At 49.9% G+C, this 19,733-nt stretch carries 15 protein-coding genes; 10 read left to right on the top strand and 5 right to left on the bottom strand.

All coding sequences use genetic code 11. The features are described from left to right. Positions 1 to 57: 57 nt before the first annotated feature. The gene (locus LQ777_RS05275) at positions 58 to 552 is read right to left on the bottom strand and encodes a hypothetical protein (protein ID WP_232561479.1); all 495 of its coding nucleotides are present in this window, start codon (positions 550 to 552) and stop codon (positions 58 to 60) included. 419 nt (positions 553 to 971) lie between these two features. On the opposite strand from LQ777_RS05275, the gene LQ777_RS05270 reads away from it, so the two are divergent. From LQ777_RS05270 to LQ777_RS05240, 7 genes are all read left to right on the top strand, one after another. Then, complete coding sequence (locus LQ777_RS05270; protein ID WP_232561478.1) at positions 972 to 3,575, top strand: sialate O-acetylesterase; 2,604 nt, start codon at positions 972 to 974, stop codon at positions 3,573 to 3,575. A gap of 95 nt (positions 3,576 to 3,670) precedes the next feature. Beyond that, complete coding sequence (locus LQ777_RS05265; RefSeq protein ID WP_232561477.1) at positions 3,671 to 4,411, top strand: proteasome-type protease; 741 nt, start codon at positions 3,671 to 3,673, stop codon at positions 4,409 to 4,411. Positions 4,412 to 4,479: 68 nt separating this feature from the next. Continuing rightward, the gene (locus LQ777_RS05260; RefSeq protein WP_232561476.1) at positions 4,480 to 5,310 is read left to right on the top strand and encodes a transglutaminase family protein; all 831 of its coding nucleotides are present in this window, start codon (positions 4,480 to 4,482) and stop codon (positions 5,308 to 5,310) included. Between the two features lie 110 nt (positions 5,311 to 5,420). Then, the gene (gene glmM, locus LQ777_RS05255; RefSeq protein WP_232561475.1) at positions 5,421 to 6,815 is read left to right on the top strand and encodes a phosphoglucosamine mutase; all 1,395 of its coding nucleotides are present in this window, start codon (positions 5,421 to 5,423) and stop codon (positions 6,813 to 6,815) included. Between the two features lie 271 nt (positions 6,816 to 7,086). Next, entirely contained in the window at positions 7,087 to 7,437 is a 351-nt protein-coding gene (locus LQ777_RS05250) for a YtxH domain-containing protein (protein WP_232561474.1), read from the top strand. Positions 7,438 to 7,592: 155 nt separating this feature from the next. Beyond that, positions 7,593 to 7,958 (top strand): hypothetical protein, encoded by a 366-nt coding sequence (locus tag LQ777_RS05245; RefSeq protein ID WP_232561473.1) that lies wholly within the window; start codon positions 7,593 to 7,595, stop codon positions 7,956 to 7,958. A gap of 22 nt (positions 7,959 to 7,980) precedes the next feature. Further along, positions 7,981 to 9,594, top strand: a complete 1,614-nt coding sequence (locus tag LQ777_RS05240; protein ID WP_232561472.1) for an FAD-binding protein — start codon at positions 7,981 to 7,983, stop codon at positions 9,592 to 9,594. A 78-nt stretch (positions 9,595 to 9,672) separates the two neighbouring features. On the opposite strand, the gene LQ777_RS05235 is transcribed toward LQ777_RS05240, so the two are convergent. From LQ777_RS05235 to LQ777_RS05220, 4 genes are all read right to left on the bottom strand, one after another. Further along, positions 9,673 to 10,206 carry a DUF2911 domain-containing protein gene (locus LQ777_RS05235; RefSeq protein WP_232561471.1) on the bottom strand — a complete coding sequence of 178 codons (534 nt, stop codon included), beginning with the start codon at positions 10,204 to 10,206 and terminating at the stop codon, positions 9,673 to 9,675. An 86-nt stretch (positions 10,207 to 10,292) separates the two neighbouring features. Beyond that, complete coding sequence (locus tag LQ777_RS05230) at positions 10,293 to 11,462, bottom strand: PepSY-associated TM helix domain-containing protein (RefSeq protein ID WP_232561470.1); 1,170 nt, start codon at positions 11,460 to 11,462, stop codon at positions 10,293 to 10,295. 446 nt (positions 11,463 to 11,908) lie between these two features. Further along, positions 11,909 to 13,441: a glutamine-hydrolyzing GMP synthase gene (gene guaA, locus LQ777_RS05225; RefSeq protein ID WP_232561469.1), complete on the bottom strand. Its 1,533-nt coding sequence runs from the start codon at positions 13,439 to 13,441 to the stop codon at positions 11,909 to 11,911. 224 nt (positions 13,442 to 13,665) lie between these two features. After that, entirely contained in the window at positions 13,666 to 14,850 is a 1,185-nt protein-coding gene (locus LQ777_RS05220; protein WP_232561468.1) for an exo-beta-N-acetylmuramidase NamZ family protein, read from the bottom strand. 367 nt (positions 14,851 to 15,217) lie between these two features. On the opposite strand from LQ777_RS05220, the gene LQ777_RS05215 reads away from it, so the two are divergent. The 3 genes from LQ777_RS05215 (at position 15,218) to LQ777_RS05205 (ending at position 19,635) form a co-directional block, all read left to right on the top strand. Next, complete coding sequence (locus tag LQ777_RS05215; protein WP_232561467.1) at positions 15,218 to 16,444, top strand: ABC transporter permease; 1,227 nt, start codon at positions 15,218 to 15,220, stop codon at positions 16,442 to 16,444. Between the two features lie 334 nt (positions 16,445 to 16,778). Beyond that, positions 16,779 to 18,482 carry a sialate O-acetylesterase gene (locus tag LQ777_RS05210; protein WP_232561466.1) on the top strand — a complete coding sequence of 568 codons (1,704 nt, stop codon included), beginning with the start codon at positions 16,779 to 16,781 and terminating at the stop codon, positions 18,480 to 18,482. Between the two features lie 142 nt (positions 18,483 to 18,624). Beyond that, positions 18,625 to 19,635 carry a bile acid:sodium symporter family protein gene (locus LQ777_RS05205; RefSeq protein ID WP_232561465.1) on the top strand — a complete coding sequence of 337 codons (1,011 nt, stop codon included), beginning with the start codon at positions 18,625 to 18,627 and terminating at the stop codon, positions 19,633 to 19,635. The last annotated feature ends 98 nt before the right edge of the window (positions 19,636 to 19,733 follow it).

Genomic DNA, 19,733 nt, shown 5'->3' with positions numbered 1-19,733 from the left:
GAGCCGGTCCGCTATAAAAACAAAACCCGGTCATGTAGAACCGGGTTTGCTTGCTGACTAATAAAACAGGCCCCAATCGTCGGGCGCATCGTTGTCTTTATCGAACCCGTTTACCCATTCGACGAATAACAAGCGAAACTGCTCAATTTCGTCTCTCAGTAAATTCAGATAGGCAGGCGTAGCGAGCTTTTCTGCTTTGCAATAGGATGTCTGAGCCAGCAGCTCACGGGCGTGCATTTTAATAATGACCGCATTTTCCATGCGTAATGTATACAGGTCGCCCCCTTCCGCACCAACGATTTTGGGAGCCAGCATCATCGCATTGGCCAGCATCTGCTCGTGCATCATCAGGACATCATCTTCTTTGTTAATTGTTTCTACAATGGCTTGGGTTAACTCCATGAGTTCGTTAGCCTTGCGTAAGATGGGTAGGTTCTTGATACGCCGGTTCTCGGCCTCCATTTCGGCGCGGGCCTCCTCGGGGTCATAGTCCTCATCGAAACCGTCCCAGTCCATGAAGCTGTCGTCGTCGTCCTCGTCGTCAAAGTTCATTGCGAATCGGCGAAGGGGTGAATACCTTCTTACTGACAAAGTAACACAAACCTTCGGCCAAAACAAATCGATTTAATCGAAAACTAATCGCAGAATGGCACTGAATGTCAGTATCTCCGTGTTTAATTTAGCTCACCGCTCCAGTACCATTCTATAGTAAGTATACAAGCGCACGTTATTTCTCTGAGGTCTGCTTCCCTATAATTCTATATTCACTATAGATAAGGATTAAAATATCGATTATCAGTAACTTTGTATTATCCTAATTTCATTAATAATACTATATTTGCCTTGCAAGTAGAAATAATCAGGTTTCTTTTTACTCTATTTTCTGTACAATAAGTTATTAGTTGTAACTCCTTGTACAGAACTGATTAAACGTTCGCTGTTTATTTAAGCTACGCATTGCTTTATCCATCATGAGATTACTAGTACAGTTACTCCTCAAAACAGGGCTAACAGCTGTGTTATTGGCTGTAAGTCTACCGCGAGTTTCGGCTCAAATCGACGTTACTTATCCCGTAAGTCGGATGATTGTCCAGCGTGATAACAACAACAAAGCAACCGTGCAGATCGTGGGTAGTTATGCTCAGGACCTCGACTCTGTAGAAGTGCGTGCTGTTGTTCGCACCGCCGGCCAAGGCACTACAACAAGCTGGTCAACCCTTCAGACAAATCCACTCAATGGCCAGTTTAGCGGCAAACTAACCGTCACAGGCGGGTGGTATCAACTTGAAGTTCGGGGTATTAGCAACAGGAAGGTCGTAGCTACGGACGTGGTTGATCGGTTTGGCGTTGGCGAAGTGTTTGCTATTCTTGGCCATTCAAACGCCCAAGGCTCCAGTTGTTACGTCGACGGTACAGACCGTTGTCCCACCATGGAAGGAGCCGTTGATGACCGCGTAACGGTGGTATCGCTTGACCAGACCAGCCCAGAGTTTCAGCAGTACGAGGGCACTGCTGATAACCGCTACTTACCCGGTCTGAATTTTAGTCAGTTAGCCACTTTTACGGGTATATCTCCTTTTGCGAAAATGGCGTGGTTCTGGGGACGCATGGGCGATCTGCTGGTGCAGCGCATTAATGTACCCGTTCTGATCTACAATGCTGGATTTGGCGGAAGCAACATGGAACAGACGTACAAAGCAGCCTACGATATCCCTTTTGAGCATGGTTTTATCAAGTACTCCCTTCGAATGCCATACGTTAATATGCGGAATCTGATGAATCTGTACGTTCCGTCAACGGGTATTCGGGCAATTCTTCTTCAGCATGGCGAGAACGACCGGGGCAATCCTACGGACCTGATTGTCACCCATCATTACGGCGTCATCGACAAGGTGCGACAGGAGTTTGGCAAACCGAATCTATCGTTTATCATCGCCCTATCCTCTTACGTCGGTGGCCGTTTTGAAAACGTCCGGCAAGCTCAGCTTCAGGTTATTAACCGAGATAACTATAAGACTTATCAAGGGCCTGACCTCGATAATGTCAACTCGCTAGACGACCGTCCAGATGGTATTCACTATTCTCCCCTGGGACAACCGAAAGTAGGAAAGCTCTGGGCCGATGCCATAACGAATGCTTATTTACAGTCCATTCAGCCTTATCCAGCCGAAAGTCAGCCGCTCGTGAGCATTGCCTGCGCTACAAACAATCGACTGACACTAACCCAGCCAAGCGGCTACGAATACACCTGGAATACAGGCACGACCAGTCAGAGTTTGACCGTTGGCGCTGGTACGTACTCGGCCCGACTCCGTGACTCCCAGAAAAAAGTAGTTTTCCCGCCCGCAGTTACGGTTCCCAACACGGTTAAGCCAGCGGTCCCATCCATCACCACCAGCGGTTCAACCTCATTGTGCCAACCAGGAAGCGTCACACTAACATCAAGTTACGAGGGTGATAACCTTTGGAATACATCCGAAATAAGCCATTCCATTCAGGCCAACTCGGCAGGAATGTACTCGCTGAGAGCGGTCAACAGTGTATACGGGTGTCAGTCCGATGCCGCCACTGTCTACATCAATAATGCGATGACTGATCTGGCGCTATCCCTATCCGTCAGCCGTCGCATCGTGTCCGTAGGCGACACCGTCACGTTTTCGCTAACCGTCCGCAACGAAGGGGCCTGCGACGCCGGAGCCGTAACCATGCAGAATCGCTTACCAAGCAACCTGGTATTTGTGTCATCGGCTAACTTGACAGCGACCAATAACATTGTTACCGGCAACCTGTCGAATATTGCCCCCGGCCAATCAATCACCCGTCGCTATGTCGCGCGGCTGACGACAGCAGGTAATTACCTCAACGCAGCTCAGCTGACGGCTCAAAGCCGGTTAGATCCCGACAGCGAACCTAATTCTGGTACTGCCGATGGCGAAGATGATGCGGCAATGGTTGATCTACGGACTCTTTCGGCAGCAAATACGCTTTCGTTGTTCGCGTCACCCAACCCGAACCAGAAGGCTTTACCGACTGTTCAGGGCAATCAACCCGCACCCGACTCCAGCAAGGCGGACCTGAGTTTGACGATGGAGCTTAGTCAGCGTTACGCCAGCCAGGGACAGCCCGTAACCATTACCCTTAAAGTTTTCAACCAGGGAGGGTTGAATGCTACCAATATCAGAATCAGAAACGATCTGCCCGCCGGTTTGCAATTTCTCTCATCCAGCACAGGTATGATCGCCAGTGGCACCGCCGTGACGGGTGTTATCAGTCAGTTAGCCGCTGGTCAAACCGCCAGTTTATCCTTTAGGGCCACGGTCACAGGCAAGGGTACGCTCACCAATGCGGCTCAAATCCTGGCCGCAGACCAGCCCGATCCGGACAGCACCCCCGGCAATGGCACAACCAATGGCGAAGATGACACCGCCAGGGCCGATTTGCGTTCGACCAGCGCGTCAGGAGGCCGGATAGCGAGCATTTCTAGCCCAATTGATGAATCACAGTCGGAGCCAGACCTGCGTAAAGTAAACGGCAACGATACTCGCTCTTCCGAGAACCGTACCCCAAATAAATAAGCCAGTTTTATAGAAAACCAGTCTATACGTCAAACAAAACTGGTGTCAACCCGTATATTTGTTGGGTTTAGTACCTGCTTTTCCCACTGTGCAGAATGACTTATTGTTTAGGAATTAAAGTCGCGTCAGGTCTCGTTGCCATCGCCGATAGACGGTTGACCTCTGGTTCGGAGGTGTCTTCTAATCGAAAGATTTCGGTCCACGAAGTTGAAAATCACTCGTTGTTCATCATGACTTCGGGACTTCGTTCCGTACGCGATAAAGCCATTACTTACTTTAAAGAAGTAATTTCGGAGCAGGACCGCTCCTTTAACAAACTCTACAAAGCGGTCAACGCATTTGGCGAACAGGTCAAACGGGTGGCTCAGGAAGACAAGGCATCCATTGTAGCCAGCGGCTTAAACTTCAATTTGAATGCGATTGTCGGCGGTCAGCTGGAAGATGACGAAGAGCACAAACTCTTCATGCTGTACCCTGAAGGAAATTGGGTTGAAGTTGACCAGGGCTCTCCGTTTAAAATAATTGGTAATTCGGGCTACGGCAAACCATTGCTATTCAGAAACTTATCCTACGAAACCAACTTACAGGAAGCGCTGAAGATTGGTTTTCTGGCTTTTGATGCCACCCGCGTCAGCGCCAACGATGTTGATTACCCGCTGGATGTCGTCATTTACCCAAAGGACAGCTTTCACATGACGGAATACCGCCTGGAGAAAGAAGATATGGACGAGGTGTCTCACCAGTGGAGCGCTTTGTTAAGCAACTCAGTCCGAAAATTGCCCAGTGATTGGATGAACCCAATCTTTGATAAAGTACGTTCGGTCAAAAATGTGTGATGTTTTTGACGGCGGGTGTCTGCCGTCAAAAACAGTATACAGGCTACACCATCAATTGCTTTTATCCTATGCATCTTCACGTCCGGCACGAATCTGAGTATACTTATGACATCCCGGTTGCCCTCGGCCCGCAAACGCTGTATCTCTACCCCCGGACGTACCCTTACCAGCGTTTGCTCGACTACAGCCTGACCATTGAGCCCAAGCCGTCGCGAGCGGTCCGGAACGTTGATGTGGAGGGCAATGTGCAGCAACTGGCTTACTTTAGCCACCCGACCAACCGCCTACAGGTTACGGCCGAAATCACGCTCCAATCCGACGAGTTTAACTCGTTCGACTTTGTGCTGTTTCCGTTCGAGACGCAGCGGGTACCGTTCCGCTACCCCAAATACGAGCAGGACCTGTTGCAGCCTTATCTGGAACGAACTGGCGTAACGCACCGCATTGAAGACTGGGCCAAACAGCTGGCGGCTAAGGCGGGCTGGCAGACGATCAATTTTCTAATAGCGCTCAATCAGGCGATTCGGGAGTTTACGTATGAGATCCGGGAAGTAGGCGCACCATTTCCGCCCGAACAAACGCTGACGCTCCGTAAAGGTTCCTGCCGGGATTATACCACGCTTTTTATGGCAGCCTGCCGAAGCCTGGGCATTGCAGCCCGATTTGTGAGCGGTTATTTGTTCGGCAACCCCCAGCAAGAGCACCAGCTACATGCCTGGGCTGAAGTGTACTTACCGGGTGCTGGATGGCGTGGTTTTGACCCAACGGAAGGATCGGTGGTAAGCAATCGACATATCTTTTTAACCTCAACGGCTAAGCCCGAACTAGCCGCTCCGATCAGTGGTACGTTTATTGGCCAGGCTAATTCACACTTACGTGCCGAATTGGTATTCGCCTGAACGTATGAAGAAAGAAACGGGACCACAAAGTTTTTCCGGCTTAGATCATTTTCCCTTGCGCCAAGCAACCTATCTTTGCGGACTTTTCAGAATTTTAGCAGACCCTTCACGTGGCATTAATTAAGTCTATTTCCGGGATACGAGGAACGATTGGGGGGCGCAGCGGAAACGGACTGACGCCTTTGGATGTGGTTAAATTTGCGGCTGCTTTCGGGCAGTGGCTCCGGCAACGCAACACGGAGAAAAAAACCGTGGTGATAGGCCGCGATGGCCGACTATCGGGCGAAATGGTGTCGAAGCTGGTAACGGCGACGTTACAGGGATTAGGACTTGACGTAATCGATCTGGGCCTGTCAACCACGCCAACCGTTGAGCTTGCTGTACCGGCCGAAGGCGCTGCGGGCGGCATTATTTTAACGGCTAGCCATAACCCGATCCAGTGGAATGCGCTTAAGCTGCTGAATGAAGCGGGTGAGTTCATCTCCGCAACGGACGGGGCCGAAGTACTGGCCATTGCCGAAGCTGAGGCCATTGATTTTGCCGAGGTACGTAAACTAGGACAGTATCGCACTGATACAACCTGGCTACAAAAGCATATTGATCTGATTCTAGCGCTTCCTCTGGTCGACCGTGCCGCTATTGCTGCCCGTAACTTCCGGATTGTTGTCGATGCCGTTAATTCGACCGGTGGTATTGCGGTACCAATGCTGCTGGAAGCGCTGGGCGTTGAGAAAATCACCCGGTTGCACTGCGAACCAACGGGTCATTTTGCGCACAACCCCGAACCGCTCCCCGAAAACCTGCGCGATATCATCAAGGAGATGGAGAAAGGCAACGCGGATCTTGGAATTGTTGTCGATCCCGATGTAGATCGGTTAGCCCTGATCTGCGAAGACGGCTCACCTTTTGGCGAGGAGTACACGTTGGTTGCCGTATCGGACTATGTTCTTAAAAGCAAGCCCGGCAACACCGTATCGAATCTATCGAGCACAGTAGCCCTACGCGACATAACCCGTAAGCATGGCGGTCAGCATTTTGCTTCGGCGGTTGGCGAGGTCAACGTGGTTGAGATGATGAAGGAAAATGACGCTGTTATCGGTGGCGAAGGGAATGGTGGAATTATCTATCCTGACATTCATTACGGTCGCGACGCGTTGGTTGGCATTGCGCTGTTCCTGACTCATCTGGCCAAATTTGGCAAGTCGGCGTCAATGCTGCGCCGTACCTACCCAAATTATTACATCTCGAAAAACAAGATCGAACTGACGCCCGACATTAACGTCGATGCGGTATTGGAACGAATTCAGGCTAAATACGCCAGGAATCCAATCAACACCATCGACGGGGTTAAGATCGAATTTGACAAAGAATGGGTGCACCTACGCAAGTCAAATACAGAGCCTATCATTCGCATCTACTCGGAATCTGATACCCTCGCAACTGCCGATCATTTAGCGGGTAAGATTATTAATGACATTCGGGAAGTAATCAACGAAAACCGTTAATTACCTGCCGAGCTTTTTTCTTGCCGGTTAGTTACGTATCAGTAGCTAACCGGCATTTTTTATGTTTGTACTACCGTGCCTAGTCCGCGCCCATCAATAGCTACTATCTTGTGGAATAAACTACTCATGATCTTTACGAACAACTTTCTATGAGCAAAACACGGCAGCCTTTAAAATTCTAAAAATCAAACACTTATCACTAAAATAGTCTTCTTGGCATAGTTTTTATACACGATAAGCAATCCCAGAACAATCTAAAACAACCAAGATCATGAGTTTTTTAAAAGGAGTATTAACAGGACTTGCCATCGGTTATCTGACGGCTCCCCGCAGTGGTAAAGAAACCCGCGACAAGCTATCTCAGCAAGTTAACGATCTGCAAAACCAGTGGGACGAAGGCGTTGCTCAGGTAAAATCGCAAATCGATAATCTGGTTGGTACCGCTCAAGACAAAGTAGATCAATACAAAAATCAGGCGGATCAGAAGTTCGACCAATATAAGGAAGAGGCAAACTCATCCTACAATCAGAACAAAAACGCTTACAACAATAAAGTAGATGATGCCGCAGACGCAGCGAAATCGGGCATTAACAAAGCCGAAGACGCGCTGAAAATTAGCTAGATTCATCCACTCTACATAAGGCAGTAAAACGACGAAGCCCTCCCAACTGGTGAGGGCTTCGTCGTTTTGTTTTTACCGTTCCCTCAAGGACTTAACCAATATGTTACGCTATTTTCTTCTTTTCCGACCAATTCTTTATTCAACCCTGCCTCTCGATGAAAACAACTTTATTATTCCGATCAGACAATCGAATACGTCGTCTGTCTACAGGGCTAGTCCTGTTGCTGATAGCGCCTGTTTTGCCAGGTTGTATAACTACGCGGGTAGCTACGGAGTCTGACTGTGATACACCAGCGAATGTCACGTACACGCAGAAAACCATAACAGCTTTTTTCTGGGGTCTAAAGCAACCAACCGACATCAAACCACCCTGCGATCAACGGTCTAATCACCTCAACGGGGTAACGGTTAAATCTACGTTTGCGCACTACCTGCTTTCAACTGTTACGCTGGGCATTGTCAACAAACGACAGGTTACCTGGTGTTGTGCACCCTACGTTCCTAAGACTGACTCGATCTAACCGTACTAACCCATTCAGAACGATGAGATTACCCAATGGTCTTCAACAACTTGTGGTGTCTGAGGTGACGAATCGCCACGAAAATTTTACGCAGCCACTTACAGCGGGTGCTTCCTTCAAACTAACCATTCCGAGTGGACTGCCCGACAGCAAGTCCGAATACCGGCAGACGACAGCTAACTTTCAGTGGCTGATCAAACACGCGATTGACAATAAGATTCGACTCCGCGCCATCGGCAAGAACTGGTCGTTCGCTAAGGTTGGTGTTACCAATGGAGGCATGGTCGATACCGACGCGCTTATGCAAACTTTTGCGATTCGAAACACATCCGTCGCGCCGGCCTACCTGGCTGCGGGCCAATCAGCGGATAATCTCTTTTTCACCGAATGCGGCACAACGGTTCATATTCTGGAGCAATTGCTGGAAGCCCGGAACAAGTCAATCCGCGCTTCGGGTGCCAGCAATGGGCAAACTATTGCCGGAGCAACAGCGACCGGTACGCACGGGGCAGCTTTTGACTACGGTGCAGTGCACGACGCCATTGTCGGCTTGCATATTGTTTGCGGCCCTAACAAGCACGTTTGGCTTGAGCGTCAGTCCTATCCCGTAGCCGGAAAGCCATTTACCGATCTGCTGGCCGTAACGGAAGTCATTCGTGACGATGACCTGTTCAATGCGGCAGTGGTCAGCTTCGGGTCATTCGGTTTTGTGCACGGCATCATGCTCGAAACAGACGATTTGTTCTGGCTAAAATCGTACAGTGCTAAGAGCGTAGCCTATACTGACGGTCTGAAAAAAGCGATGACCGATTGCGATTTTTCCGGAATCGCCACTATACTTCGCCTGCCTGCCGCAACAGCCGATGCAAAACCGTATCATTTTCAACTCATTGTTAACCCACACCAGTTCGATCCATCCGGAGCCGATGCAACGCGTGGCCCCTTTGTTCGAATTCTGTATAAACATCGGACAAAGCCCATTGCCGCAGCCCCCCCTCCTCCAAAGCCGGGCTTTATTTACGGCGACGATACGATGGGATTAATCCAAACCCTGTTAGATCGGCTTACACCCCGCAAACTGGTTCCTGCACTAGTCAACGCCTTGTACCCACAGGCGCTGGAAGACACCGATGGTTGGGTTGGCACAATGCGTGACTTCTTTGGCAACACCAACGTTCGCGGCAAGGCGTCAAGCGCGGCAATCGGCATTGATTCCAACGATAGTCCACGCGTTCTTGAAGAAATCATTGCCATGAATGCGCAGTCGGCTTTTCCGGGTGTTATGGGTCTACGCTGGGTGAAACGAACGCCCGCAACGCTAGGGTTCACGCGCTTTCCGATAACCTGCGTATTGGAGTTAGACGGTGTTGAATCTTCATTAACAAGGCAATTTCTCCAACGAATCTGGACCCGTCTTGAAACGTTGGACATACCCTATACCCAACATTGGGGCAAAGTCAACTTCAACCTAGACGGAGACCGCGTTCGGCGGCAGTACGGCAATAAAGCCGTTGACGACTGGATAGTGGCCCGTCAACACTTACTGGATGCGCCTACACGAGCGGTGTTTACAAACGAGTTTATGGAGCGGTGCGGCCTTGACAAAGAGCTAATCCTTGACGAGCCCATCGCCTAATAGTCAACTCCTCACATACGAAAGCCCCCAACGATTGACTAGGCCAATGACGTTGGGGGCTTGAATAAAACGAACGAGTTACTGAACAGCAATTGGAACCTCTACATTCTCCCATTTTAGCACGACCGCCTGATTCGTTACGTCGTATGCCAGCCGTTCATTCATTTGGGCCGATTTTTTCGGCTTGGCTGTTACGCGCAACTGATCCTGAGCCTGATCGTATTTGAAAGCGCCCCACTGGTTCGCTACTTTATTGAAAATAATGGTCCACTCCTTTTCGCCGGGAATCGCGAAAAAGCCATACTTACCGGCGGGTAGCTCTTTGCCCTCTACCTTGATGGCTTTATCTGTTTCGAAAGTAGTGGCTTCGTTGGCACCGGCCCGCCATACTTTGCCATAAGGAGCCAGTGTACCGCTAGGGTCCCAGACCTGACGCCCTTTGACCGATGGACTGCCGTAGTTGATGGTAATTGTGGCGTCTTTTATTTTTCCGCTGGCTGTAGCAGGTGGACTGGGACGATTGGCTTTGTCGCCTTGTGCCCACGAAACCATTGTTAGTAAGACGCCTGCCAGGGCCAGCATCATTACTCGGCTAATGTACTTTGTTGTCATTGTAGAAAACGGTTAGAAGTAAGAGCTAAAGTTGAGAAAATTTAAGGTTAATTTCTGAACAGGCCCGTAATTTTTCAACCACTTTCTCACAGCTGACTACCAACGGCTACCGGCCTGGCAACAACCCGTTTGACGGGGCGTTTTTTGGTTCGCCGTCCCCACCAGACCAGGAAGCCTGTTACGGGCAGACTAGCGCAGATCAGGCTTGCACAAAACGCCAGAATTTTACCCGGCAACCCCCAAATTGCGCCAATGTGAAGATCATAATTCATGCGCCGGAACTTGTTAGCAAACGTAGCATCGGCGTAGTTACCGCTGTAGGGACTGTCAACCGATAGTTCTTTTAAAGTACGCTGATCGAAGTAATGGTAGTCTACTTTGTAATACGTGCCCGGTCGATAGTTGACATACGAATAAATAGACTCATTGGGCAGTTTGGGGAAAGACAGATTTATGCCTTGCTGCGTTGGATTTTCCCGGCGTAGTTTCAACCAGATACGGTCCACTCCGGTAGCCACCGACGATACAACTGGTGTAGCGGTCGAGTCAGAAGGTGGTATGATATACTCAGCCGATCCAGTCCCGCCCGTAGCGCGGTACATCGCTTTCGAAAACCACTGAAACCCCCACACCAAACCAGTTACCGCAAAAACCAGCCCGACAACCATCACGTAAAAACCCAATACGTTGTGCAGATCGTAATTCTTCCGACGCCAAGCAGCGTTCCACTTGACGTTGAATCGCTGTTTAGCCGCACTTTTGTTCTTGGGCCACCAAAGCACTAGGCCACTAATCAGTAACACCAGGAAAATAAGCGTAGCCGATGCCACTACAGGCTGACCCACCTTTTCGGGTAACCATAAATAGTAATGTCCGTGCAGGATGAAATGGAAAAAGTCTTCGTCCTCATCCCATACTTTCAGAATTTCACCCGTGTAGGGGTTGATGTACACCACGTAATAAAACTCCGGGTCGAAATTATAGAAGCCAACGGTAGCACTTCGCCCGGCGGCTTCGTACAAAACACCATTGGCGGTCTTACGCGGCAGCGCGGCTTCTGCCTTTGCTTTGAGTACCGACGGCGGTAACAACTTTCCATTGGCCGGAGTCTGAATAAACCGGTAAGGCTCGGTAGCATTTTTGATCTCCTGCTCAAAAGCAAGAATACATCCCGTGAGGCTAATGACAAATACAATCAGCCCGGACGCCATGCCGAGCCAGAGGTGCAGCTTTCCAACCAGTTTTTTTACCGTCATCGTCGACTCATTCAGCCGTTATAAAGTTTATTTACCAATCGGTTTGTTGTCGCAAACAGCGTGACACGCCCCCGAATCATCTGCCTGCGACAACACCGTTTCGTTGGCGCTTACCAGTGCCTATTCTTGGATGCGGCTGCTACTCAAACTCTTTCAGCCTGTAAATAACCAGCCTATTTCTTTTGTACTTATCGAAATCCGCTACCTGAGTTGTCGCTTTTCGAAGGCAGTACCGAATAGGTCAACCGCAAATTACGGTTGCAATTTACATTATTTAGACTAATTATCGATTAAAAAACCGATTAGCGACTGATTCTTCGACTCATACGTTCATTGACCAAACGAATTAGCGCTCGAAATACCTTTTTGAAAAACCTTTAAAACACAAACGCCCGGTACTCTCGCACCGGGCATTCTGTTATCATCTGATCGTCTAAGAAACGGTATTATTCCCACTCAATAGTAGCGGGTGGTTTCGAAGAGATATCGTAAACAACCCGGTTAACGCCTTTAACCCGGTTGATAATTTCGTTCGAAATATCGGCGAGGAACTCATACGGTAGGTGCGCCCAATCGGCGGTCATCCCATCCACACTCGTTACAGCCCGGAGAGCAACGACGCGTTCGTACGTACGCTCATCACCCATAACGCCAACCGACTGCACCGGCAGCAGGATAGCACCCGCCTGCCAAACCTTGTCGTACAGTCCTTCACGCTTCAGACCGTCGATAAACAGGGCGTCCACCTGCTGAAGAATCTCAACTTTCTCGGGAGTAATGTCACCCAGGATACGAATAGCCAGACCGGGACCGGGGAATGGATGGCGTCCCAGAATGTACTCCGGCAAACCCATCGTCCGCCCTACGGCCCGAACCTCGTCTTTAAAGAGCGTATTGAGCGGCTCTACCACTTTCAGCTTCATGAAATCGGGTAAACCGCCTACGTTGTGGTGCGATTTGATCGTTGCCGAAGGTCCTTTTACCGAAACCGACTCAATGACGTCGGGATAAATAGTACCCTGCCCTAACCACGATACACCTTCGATCAAGTGCGCTTCGTGGTCAAATACGTCGATAAACGTTTTGCCGATAGCTTTCCGTTTGGCTTCGGGATCGGTCAGGCCAGCGAGAGCCGTGTAAAACTGATCTTTCGCATCAACACCTTTGACGTTCAAGCCGAGCGTTTTGTACGATTCCAATACGCCAGCGAACTCGTCTTTCCGCAATACGCCATTATCGACGAAGATGCAATACAGATTAGCTCCAATCGCCTGATGAATCAGTACAGCCGCTACGGACGAATCGACCCCGCCGGATAGTCCCAGCACGACCTTATCGTTACCGATTTTTTCTTTCAACTGAGCGACCGTCGTTTCGACGAATGACTCCGCTGTCCAGTCTTGCGAACAGCCGCAAATGTCAACAACGAAGTTTTGAAGCAAGATTTTTCCCTGGAGCGAATGCGTCACTTCGGGGTGAAATTGAATGCCGTACGTTTCTTCACCTTCAACCTGAAAAGCCGCTACGCGAACGGTATCGGTTGAGGCAATGATATTAAAGTTATCAGGAACGTTGGTGATCGTGTCAGCGTGCGACATCCAAACCTGCGAATGCGGGTCGATGCCCTGCATCAGCGTGTTGTCGGTGTTGACGGTGCCTAGTTTAGCCCGGCCATACTCCCGAATCGCAGACGCCTGCACCTCGCCACCGCTCGTATGAGCCAGCAACTGAGCCCCGTAGCATACGCCAAGGACCGGCATTTTGTGGCGGAAGGCCGCTAGATGAACTTCGGGCGCATCGGCGTCGCGGACAGACGATGGACTTCCCGAAAGAATGATGCCCTTGATATTGGGGGTAATCGTTGGAATGTGATTGTACGGATGGATTTCGCAGTAAACGTTCAGTTCACGCACCCGGCGGGCAATAAGTTGGGTGTACTGTGAACCAAAATCCAGAATAAGAATCTGTTCAGTGGCCATGAGGGGTCTCCAAAATGCAAAGTTAGGGCATTTTTTGAGACAACCTTTACCGAAAGTATTCTTTTCGGACAGGATGAACAAGATGAACAGGATTCTACAGCTCAGAAATACTACGTCTCTAATGTGTATTGCCTGACAGGATTGACAAGATGAGCTGAAGCCAAAAATCCGCCCGGTGGCCCGGCTGATCATCCTGTCAATCGTGTAAACCCTGTCAAAAAAATTTATGGATATAACAAATACTTGGCGCGGGTTATCTTGTAAGCGCCCAGCGCCGGTCGCCAGCTTGCCCGGATCTTGGCTTCGGACACGCCTGCGATCATCTGCAACCGTAGCTGGTCAGTACCCGCCAGGCGGTCGATACCGTTGTTGGCCAGGAAAAACTTACTTTTATCACTAGCCCCTTTGAAGAAGTCAAAGAAATAATTAAGCATCATTTCCTTCTTCGAGATGGCAACTGTCGATAAGTCTATCCCGTAACAAAGTTGTCCTTCCATCGGCGGATTGATCGCGCCGGGCTTGTCAACCGGTGTAAACGTGTAAGGTCCGTACTTGGTGTAGGGCGAGCCAATCACTTGAAACTGCTTGTCCGTTCCCCGGCCTACACTCACGACCGTTCCTTCGAAAAAACAAAGCGATGGATACAACAACACAGCCTGTTGATTGGGCAGATTGGGCGAAGGCCGAACCGGCAGTACATAGGGCGTCTGGTGTGTGTAGTTTTTGACGGGCACTACGGTCAGCGGACACGTTTTCCGACCGGCCAGCCAGCCTTCCCCGTTGATCATCCGCGCCAGCTCACCAACGGTCAGGCCGTGAACCACCGGGATCGGATGCATACCCACAAACGACTTAAACTTCGGATCAAGCACCGGACCGTCGATGTAGTGGCCGTTTGGGTTAGGGCGATCAAGAATAATCAGCGGTTTATTGTTTTCGGCGCAGGCTTCCATAACGTAATGCATGGTGCTGATGTACGTGTAAAACCGCGTTCCTACGTCCTGAATATCGAAGATGACAACATCCAGCGAATCCATTTGAGCGGGCGTTGGCTTGTTGTTCCGACCGTATAAAGACGTTATAAAAACGCCGGTGCGCGGGTCACGGCTGTTGCTGATTTTTTCGCCATCGGTGGCCTCTCCCCGAAATCCATGCTCCGGCGCAAAGATGGTTTTCACAGTCACCCCGCGTGCAATCAAGCTATCGACCAGATGGGTTTTACCAATCCGCGATGTATGATTGACAACCATACCCACGCGTTTGCCTTGTAAGGCGGGCAGATAAAGCGCCATTTGGTCAGCTCCGGTTTGAATATCCGATGAGCCGGGCGCTTTTTGATTCGTTTGACCCTGGCAGGCAAAAACGACCAGACAACAGGCAAAGAAGAACAGATTACGTAACGAAATCATAGTTGTGCGTTAAGAGCAAGATATGCAAAACTCATACTTTTTGCCCATCAATAAAAACAGGCAGTAGCAGGAAAGACACTTAGGCAAGTACGCTGTTTCAAGGCTTCCTTTGGGATAGCAAGGCGTTTCGAATCCAACCGGCGAAGATTCCTGCTCAATTTTTGTGACAGTTCATCGACTTGTCCGTTAGCTTTGTAGTTACATTGAGCACCAAAACTATTCATTAAAATAGCGTCTTATTAATCGGTAACGTACTCGTTGGCACGGGTCAGAAACGGCTTTCCTGCTTCCGTTAACACTGTTAACTGCTTACAGGCATCCGTAAACCCCGGCGGGCAACCGCACAAACTCTAAACAGAAACCCGTTTTGAACGTCCCCATTTTTCTGGCCCGCAAGGTCCGTCATGCACCCGAGGGTAGTTTCTCGGCTACTGTCACCCGCGTTGGCATCATCAGCATCGCCCTTGGCCTAGCCATCCTGATTGTCGCCTTTTCGGTGCTATTTGGCTTTAAGAACACCATTCAGCAGAAAATTTTTCTGTTCGGGGCGCATTTACAGGTTAGTAAATTCACGAACAATAATTCCTACCAGGAAACGCCTTTATCCCTCGACACAAAACTTTATCAGGATAGTACCCAGACTCCTGGTGTGCAGCATATTCAGGGCGTTGCGCTGAAAGCCGGAATTTTAAAGACCAGTGACGAACTGACCGGCGTTATTCTGAAAGGTGTAGGACGCGATTACAACTGGAATCTGTTCAATGGTTCGCTCGTAGCGGGCACGGTACCAACCGTTGGTGCCGACACCGGAACGGGTTCTACCCAATTACTGATCAGTCAGTACATGGCCAATCAGTTGAAAGTCAACGTGGGCGAAAGCATTCCGCTGTATTTTTTGGGCAATCCGCCACGCGCCCGCAAAATGACGGTGGTCGGCATTTATGAAACGGGGCTGGAAGAGGTAGACAAGACTATTGCTCTGGGAGACATCCGGCTTATTCAACGCCTGAACAAATGGGGTCCCGACTCGGTCGGTAGTTACGAGATCTTCGTCAACGATTTTAACCGGCTGGATGCCACGGCCAACACGATTTTCGACGTGATGACGCCCGACATGCGGCTCACGCGCGTAACCGATCAGTACCGCCCGCTCTTCGACTGGATGGTGCTTCTCGACCGCAACATGGTCATTCTGCTAGCCCTGATCACCTTTGTGGCGTCCTTCAATATGGTGTCGGTATTGCTGGTACTGATGATGGAACGAACGCCCATGATTGGTCTTCTGAAAGCCCTGGGTAGTCCCGATTCAATTATCCGACGAATGTTTTTATTCGTCGGTCTAAATATGGTCGGCTGGGGCTTACTCATTGGCAATGCCGTCGGCCTTGGCCTTTGCTTTATTCAGGACCGGTTTAAGCTAATCCCGCTCGATCCGAAAAATTACTTCATGAATTATGTCCCGATTGTCTGGGACTGGTCAACTATTCTGGCCCTGAATGCAGCAACGCTTCTGTTGATTGCTGTTGTACTCTGGATGCCGACGTTTATTATCAGCCGCATCAGACCAGTAAAGGCACTGGCTTTCAAAAAATAGCCATCGACAACAAGTTTGTCAGGACTTCTCGTACAGTCTCTCTGTCCACCGTCTTAGCGTAACGGTGGACAGAGAGACTGTTTCGTTATGCCCATCACGGATCTCCACGGCATCCACTAACGTTCTCGTAATCAACTGATATAGGCTCAATTCATCTTTCAATAGCACCCGCCATTCCTGTTTTTTGCAACTAATTGATCCGTATTAAGCAACAGTTTTCGCATTTTTTGGGTCACAGCAAGTAGAGAGATCCTATGAATAGAAAGATGCATTCTGCTTTGCATTGATTATATTCACTATGTTCGCTATTAGGTAACCACACTATCCATTAATCATGTACTTTTTTCGCTATCCACTAAAAACATGTCTTTGTTTTTTCCTTTTCTTACCCAACCTGTATGCACAACTGGAAATCACGTTTCCAACGAGCCGACTCGTTCTTCAACGTGATAATGACAACCGGGCCAATGTGCCCGTGACGGGTCAATGCCCAACCAATGCCACACAAATTCGGGCGCAGTTAACGGTTCGTCAGGGCGGTAACCCTACCGGCTGGGTTGTACTCGACAATGCGCCCAGCAATGGCGTATTTCAGGGTACGTTTACTGGTGTGACGGGCGGATGGTACAACCTGGAGGTAAAAGCCTATGCGGGCGATACCGAACTAGCGTCTACCAACATGGATCGGGTTGGGGTTGGTGAGGTATTTGTCACGGCTGGCCAGTCAAATTCCTGGGGTGTCAATTGCTACAGCGGACAGGCCAATGACGATCGGGTTTCGATCATCAATTACTGGACTGGTCAGGCCGGGCAGTTCTCCGAAAATGCGTTGCCTTTTGCGGTCAGCCACGCCGATTTATCAAGCGGTCTCAACAATACGGGTATGTTTCCGGGCGCTTACCTGTATCTCTGGGGTGCACTAGGCGACCGACTGGTTGCTCAACACAACATACCGGTTATGTTTTACGGCGCTTCTTACCCTGCCACAAATTCTAAACATTGGGTCCGCACGGCCAACGGCGAAGAAAGCTGGGGAAGTTTATCAAACAATATGCCTTACCGGCTTTTGGGTGCTACCATTCTGCATTACCTGAAACGGACCGGAGTACGAGCGGTTTTGTGGCATCAGGGTGAAGGCGATAATTACTACCAGTCGTACAATGATTATGTCAATAACATTGGTACGGTTATCGACAAATCGCGGGCGCAGATGGGGTTCGGCAAGTTAAGCTGGGTTGTCTCGCGGGTTAGTTACATTCCGGCTACGCTCGGCAGCGAATACAACAACCACGAAACCGATCCGAATATTATCGCAGCGCAGAATACGCTGGCAAGCCAGCCGAATAACTGGGCAGGTCCTGCCACCGACGGCATGATTTACCCCATTTACCGCAAAGGCGATTATTTTCACCTCCACTTCGATTCCGATGATTGCCCGTCGCTGGTCGATGTGTGGAGTCAGTCGCTTCCCCCCACCTATTTTGCGAACACGCAGCCCTCACTGCCGAACCGCACCATTTTGCTCACAACGGGCTACGTATTTCCGTTTACGACAAGTCCCGGCCAGCAGGTTCAGGTACCTTATTTTTCACGCGTACCCACGCGAGCAGACAACCAATACCAGGTTGACATTTTAAGCGAAACAGGCTGTTATCTGGCAACGCTGGCGACAGGGACAGCCAATCCTCTACCCGTCAATCTACCCGGCTGGGCCAATGGTCGCTACCGCTTTCGCGTAAAGTCAACGTCGCCCGCCATAACGGGTGAAGTCAGCGAACCCATAACGATTAACGGCTCCGGTAACGGTCTACCGTCGAACCTACCACCCAACGTGTTAACTACCACACGCAACGGCAATTGGAACGACGTACAGGTGTGGTCGTGCGGCTGGATACCGTCGTTGAATGACACTACCGAGTTGAAGCATACGGTCACTATACCAAGTGGGTTTCAGGCACACACCAGCCAGCTACGCTATGCCGATGGCTCCAAATTGATCTACGAAAACGGCAGCCTGTTGCGAATTGGGACGAATTGATTTGTAGCCGTTCCACGCCGGATACGAGTTGTGCCCGGCGTGGAACGCTGTTTATCAGCATCCGGTAATAAGTCATTCTACCAAACGACCAGAAACATAACCGACTAAAACGAAACCTGTCCTTAGCCAGTTACTACTATCTATGGCTAAAACTTCACTGGGAACGTTACTGGCCCGCGTTGGGCTCGACTGGTTTATACTTGCTTTACTGGCTATGATTGGTCTGGCCAAAATCTGGCCGGAACCGGGTAATCTGGAAGGACCGCTTTCTTTGTCAGCCTTGGCCAATTATGGTGTATCGCTCATCTTTTTCTTTTACGGGCTACGCCTGAATTTCGACCAGTTACGGGCTGGACTTCGCAATTACCGACTCCATCTGGTTATTCACCTGACTACATTCATTATTTTTCCGGCTATTGTACTGGGCGCTCGGTCCTTGCTGATGACACCCGATACGGAGCTGCTTTGGTTAGGAATCTTTTACGTAGCCGCGCTTCCGTCTACCGTTTCATCGTCGGTAGTGATGGTCTCTATCGCGGGGGGCAACATACCGGCGGCTATTTTCAACGCCAGCATTTCCAGTCTGATTGGTGTATTCATAACACCCTTGTGGATGAGCTTTTTACTGACCAGCACCAATGGTCAGTATGATCTGGGTAGTGTCATCGGGAAGTTGACCTTACAGGTTATGGTGCCGGTTATTCTCGGCTTGTTGCTCAATCGTCGGTTGGGCTGGTTTGCCGAGCGACATAAAACGGCCCTGCGTTATTTCGATCAGTTTACGATTCTCCTGATTGTCTACACCGCCTTCTGCGAATCGTTTACGCTTAATCTGTTCGCTAATTATTCGGCACTCGATCTGCTCTGGTTAGCCGCTCTCCTGCTCGGCCTGTTTTTTCTGGTCTTCGGATTCATCACGTTGATCGGGAAACTATTGAACTTTAGCCGCGAAGACCGCATCACCGCTTTGTTTTGCGGATCAAAGAAATCGCTTGTTCAGGGTAGCGTCATGGCCAATGTGCTGTTTCCGGGCAATGTGGCGGGTGTAGCCTTGTTGCCAATCATGATGTATCACGCTTTGCAACTGATCGTCGCCAGTATCATCGCCCAGGCAATGGCCCATCGCAAGCAGGAAAAATCAAAAACAGTATAGCCGTTCGGAAGCCGGTTTAGGCGATTCAGCAACGTCAAACCGGCATTCAGCCAGTATGCCCTACTCCCTGATTAAACGCTGGGGACCGATTAGCTTCT

The sequence above is a fragment of the Spirosoma oryzicola genome (assembly GCF_021233055.1).
In the GTDB taxonomy this organism is placed as follows: domain Bacteria; phylum Bacteroidota; class Bacteroidia; order Cytophagales; family Spirosomataceae; genus Spirosoma; species Spirosoma oryzicola.
The sequence above is the reverse complement of the archived record's forward strand: the minus strand, read 5'-3'. Positions and strand labels throughout refer to the sequence as shown.

Bases quoted from the DNA above. Each gene is read 5' to 3' on its own strand.
- LQ777_RS05275 (WP_232561479.1), bottom strand. From the start codon at position 552: ATGAACTTTGACGACGAGGACGACGACGACAGCTTCATGGACTGGGAC.
- LQ777_RS05270 (WP_232561478.1), top strand. From the start codon at position 972: ATGAGATTACTAGTACAGTTACTCCTCAAAACAGGGCTAACAGCTGTG.
- LQ777_RS05265 (WP_232561477.1), top strand. From the start codon at position 3,671: ATGACTTATTGTTTAGGAATTAAAGTCGCGTCAGGTCTCGTTGCCATC.
- LQ777_RS05260 (WP_232561476.1), top strand. From the start codon at position 4,480: ATGCATCTTCACGTCCGGCACGAATCTGAGTATACTTATGACATCCCG.
- LQ777_RS05250 (WP_232561474.1), top strand. From the start codon at position 7,087: ATGAGTTTTTTAAAAGGAGTATTAACAGGACTTGCCATCGGTTATCTG.
- LQ777_RS05245 (WP_232561473.1), top strand. From the start codon at position 7,593: ATGAAAACAACTTTATTATTCCGATCAGACAATCGAATACGTCGTCTG.
- LQ777_RS05240 (WP_232561472.1), top strand. From the start codon at position 7,981: ATGAGATTACCCAATGGTCTTCAACAACTTGTGGTGTCTGAGGTGACG.
- LQ777_RS05235 (WP_232561471.1), bottom strand. From the start codon at position 10,206: ATGACAACAAAGTACATTAGCCGAGTAATGATGCTGGCCCTGGCAGGC.
- LQ777_RS05230 (WP_232561470.1), bottom strand. From the start codon at position 11,462: ATGACGGTAAAAAAACTGGTTGGAAAGCTGCACCTCTGGCTCGGCATG.
- guaA (WP_232561469.1), bottom strand. From the start codon at position 13,441: ATGGCCACTGAACAGATTCTTATTCTGGATTTTGGTTCACAGTACACC.
- LQ777_RS05220 (WP_232561468.1), bottom strand. From the start codon at position 14,850: ATGATTTCGTTACGTAATCTGTTCTTCTTTGCCTGTTGTCTGGTCGTT.
- LQ777_RS05210 (WP_232561466.1), top strand. From the start codon at position 16,779: ATGTACTTTTTTCGCTATCCACTAAAAACATGTCTTTGTTTTTTCCTT.
- LQ777_RS05205 (WP_232561465.1), top strand. From the start codon at position 18,625: ATGGCTAAAACTTCACTGGGAACGTTACTGGCCCGCGTTGGGCTCGAC.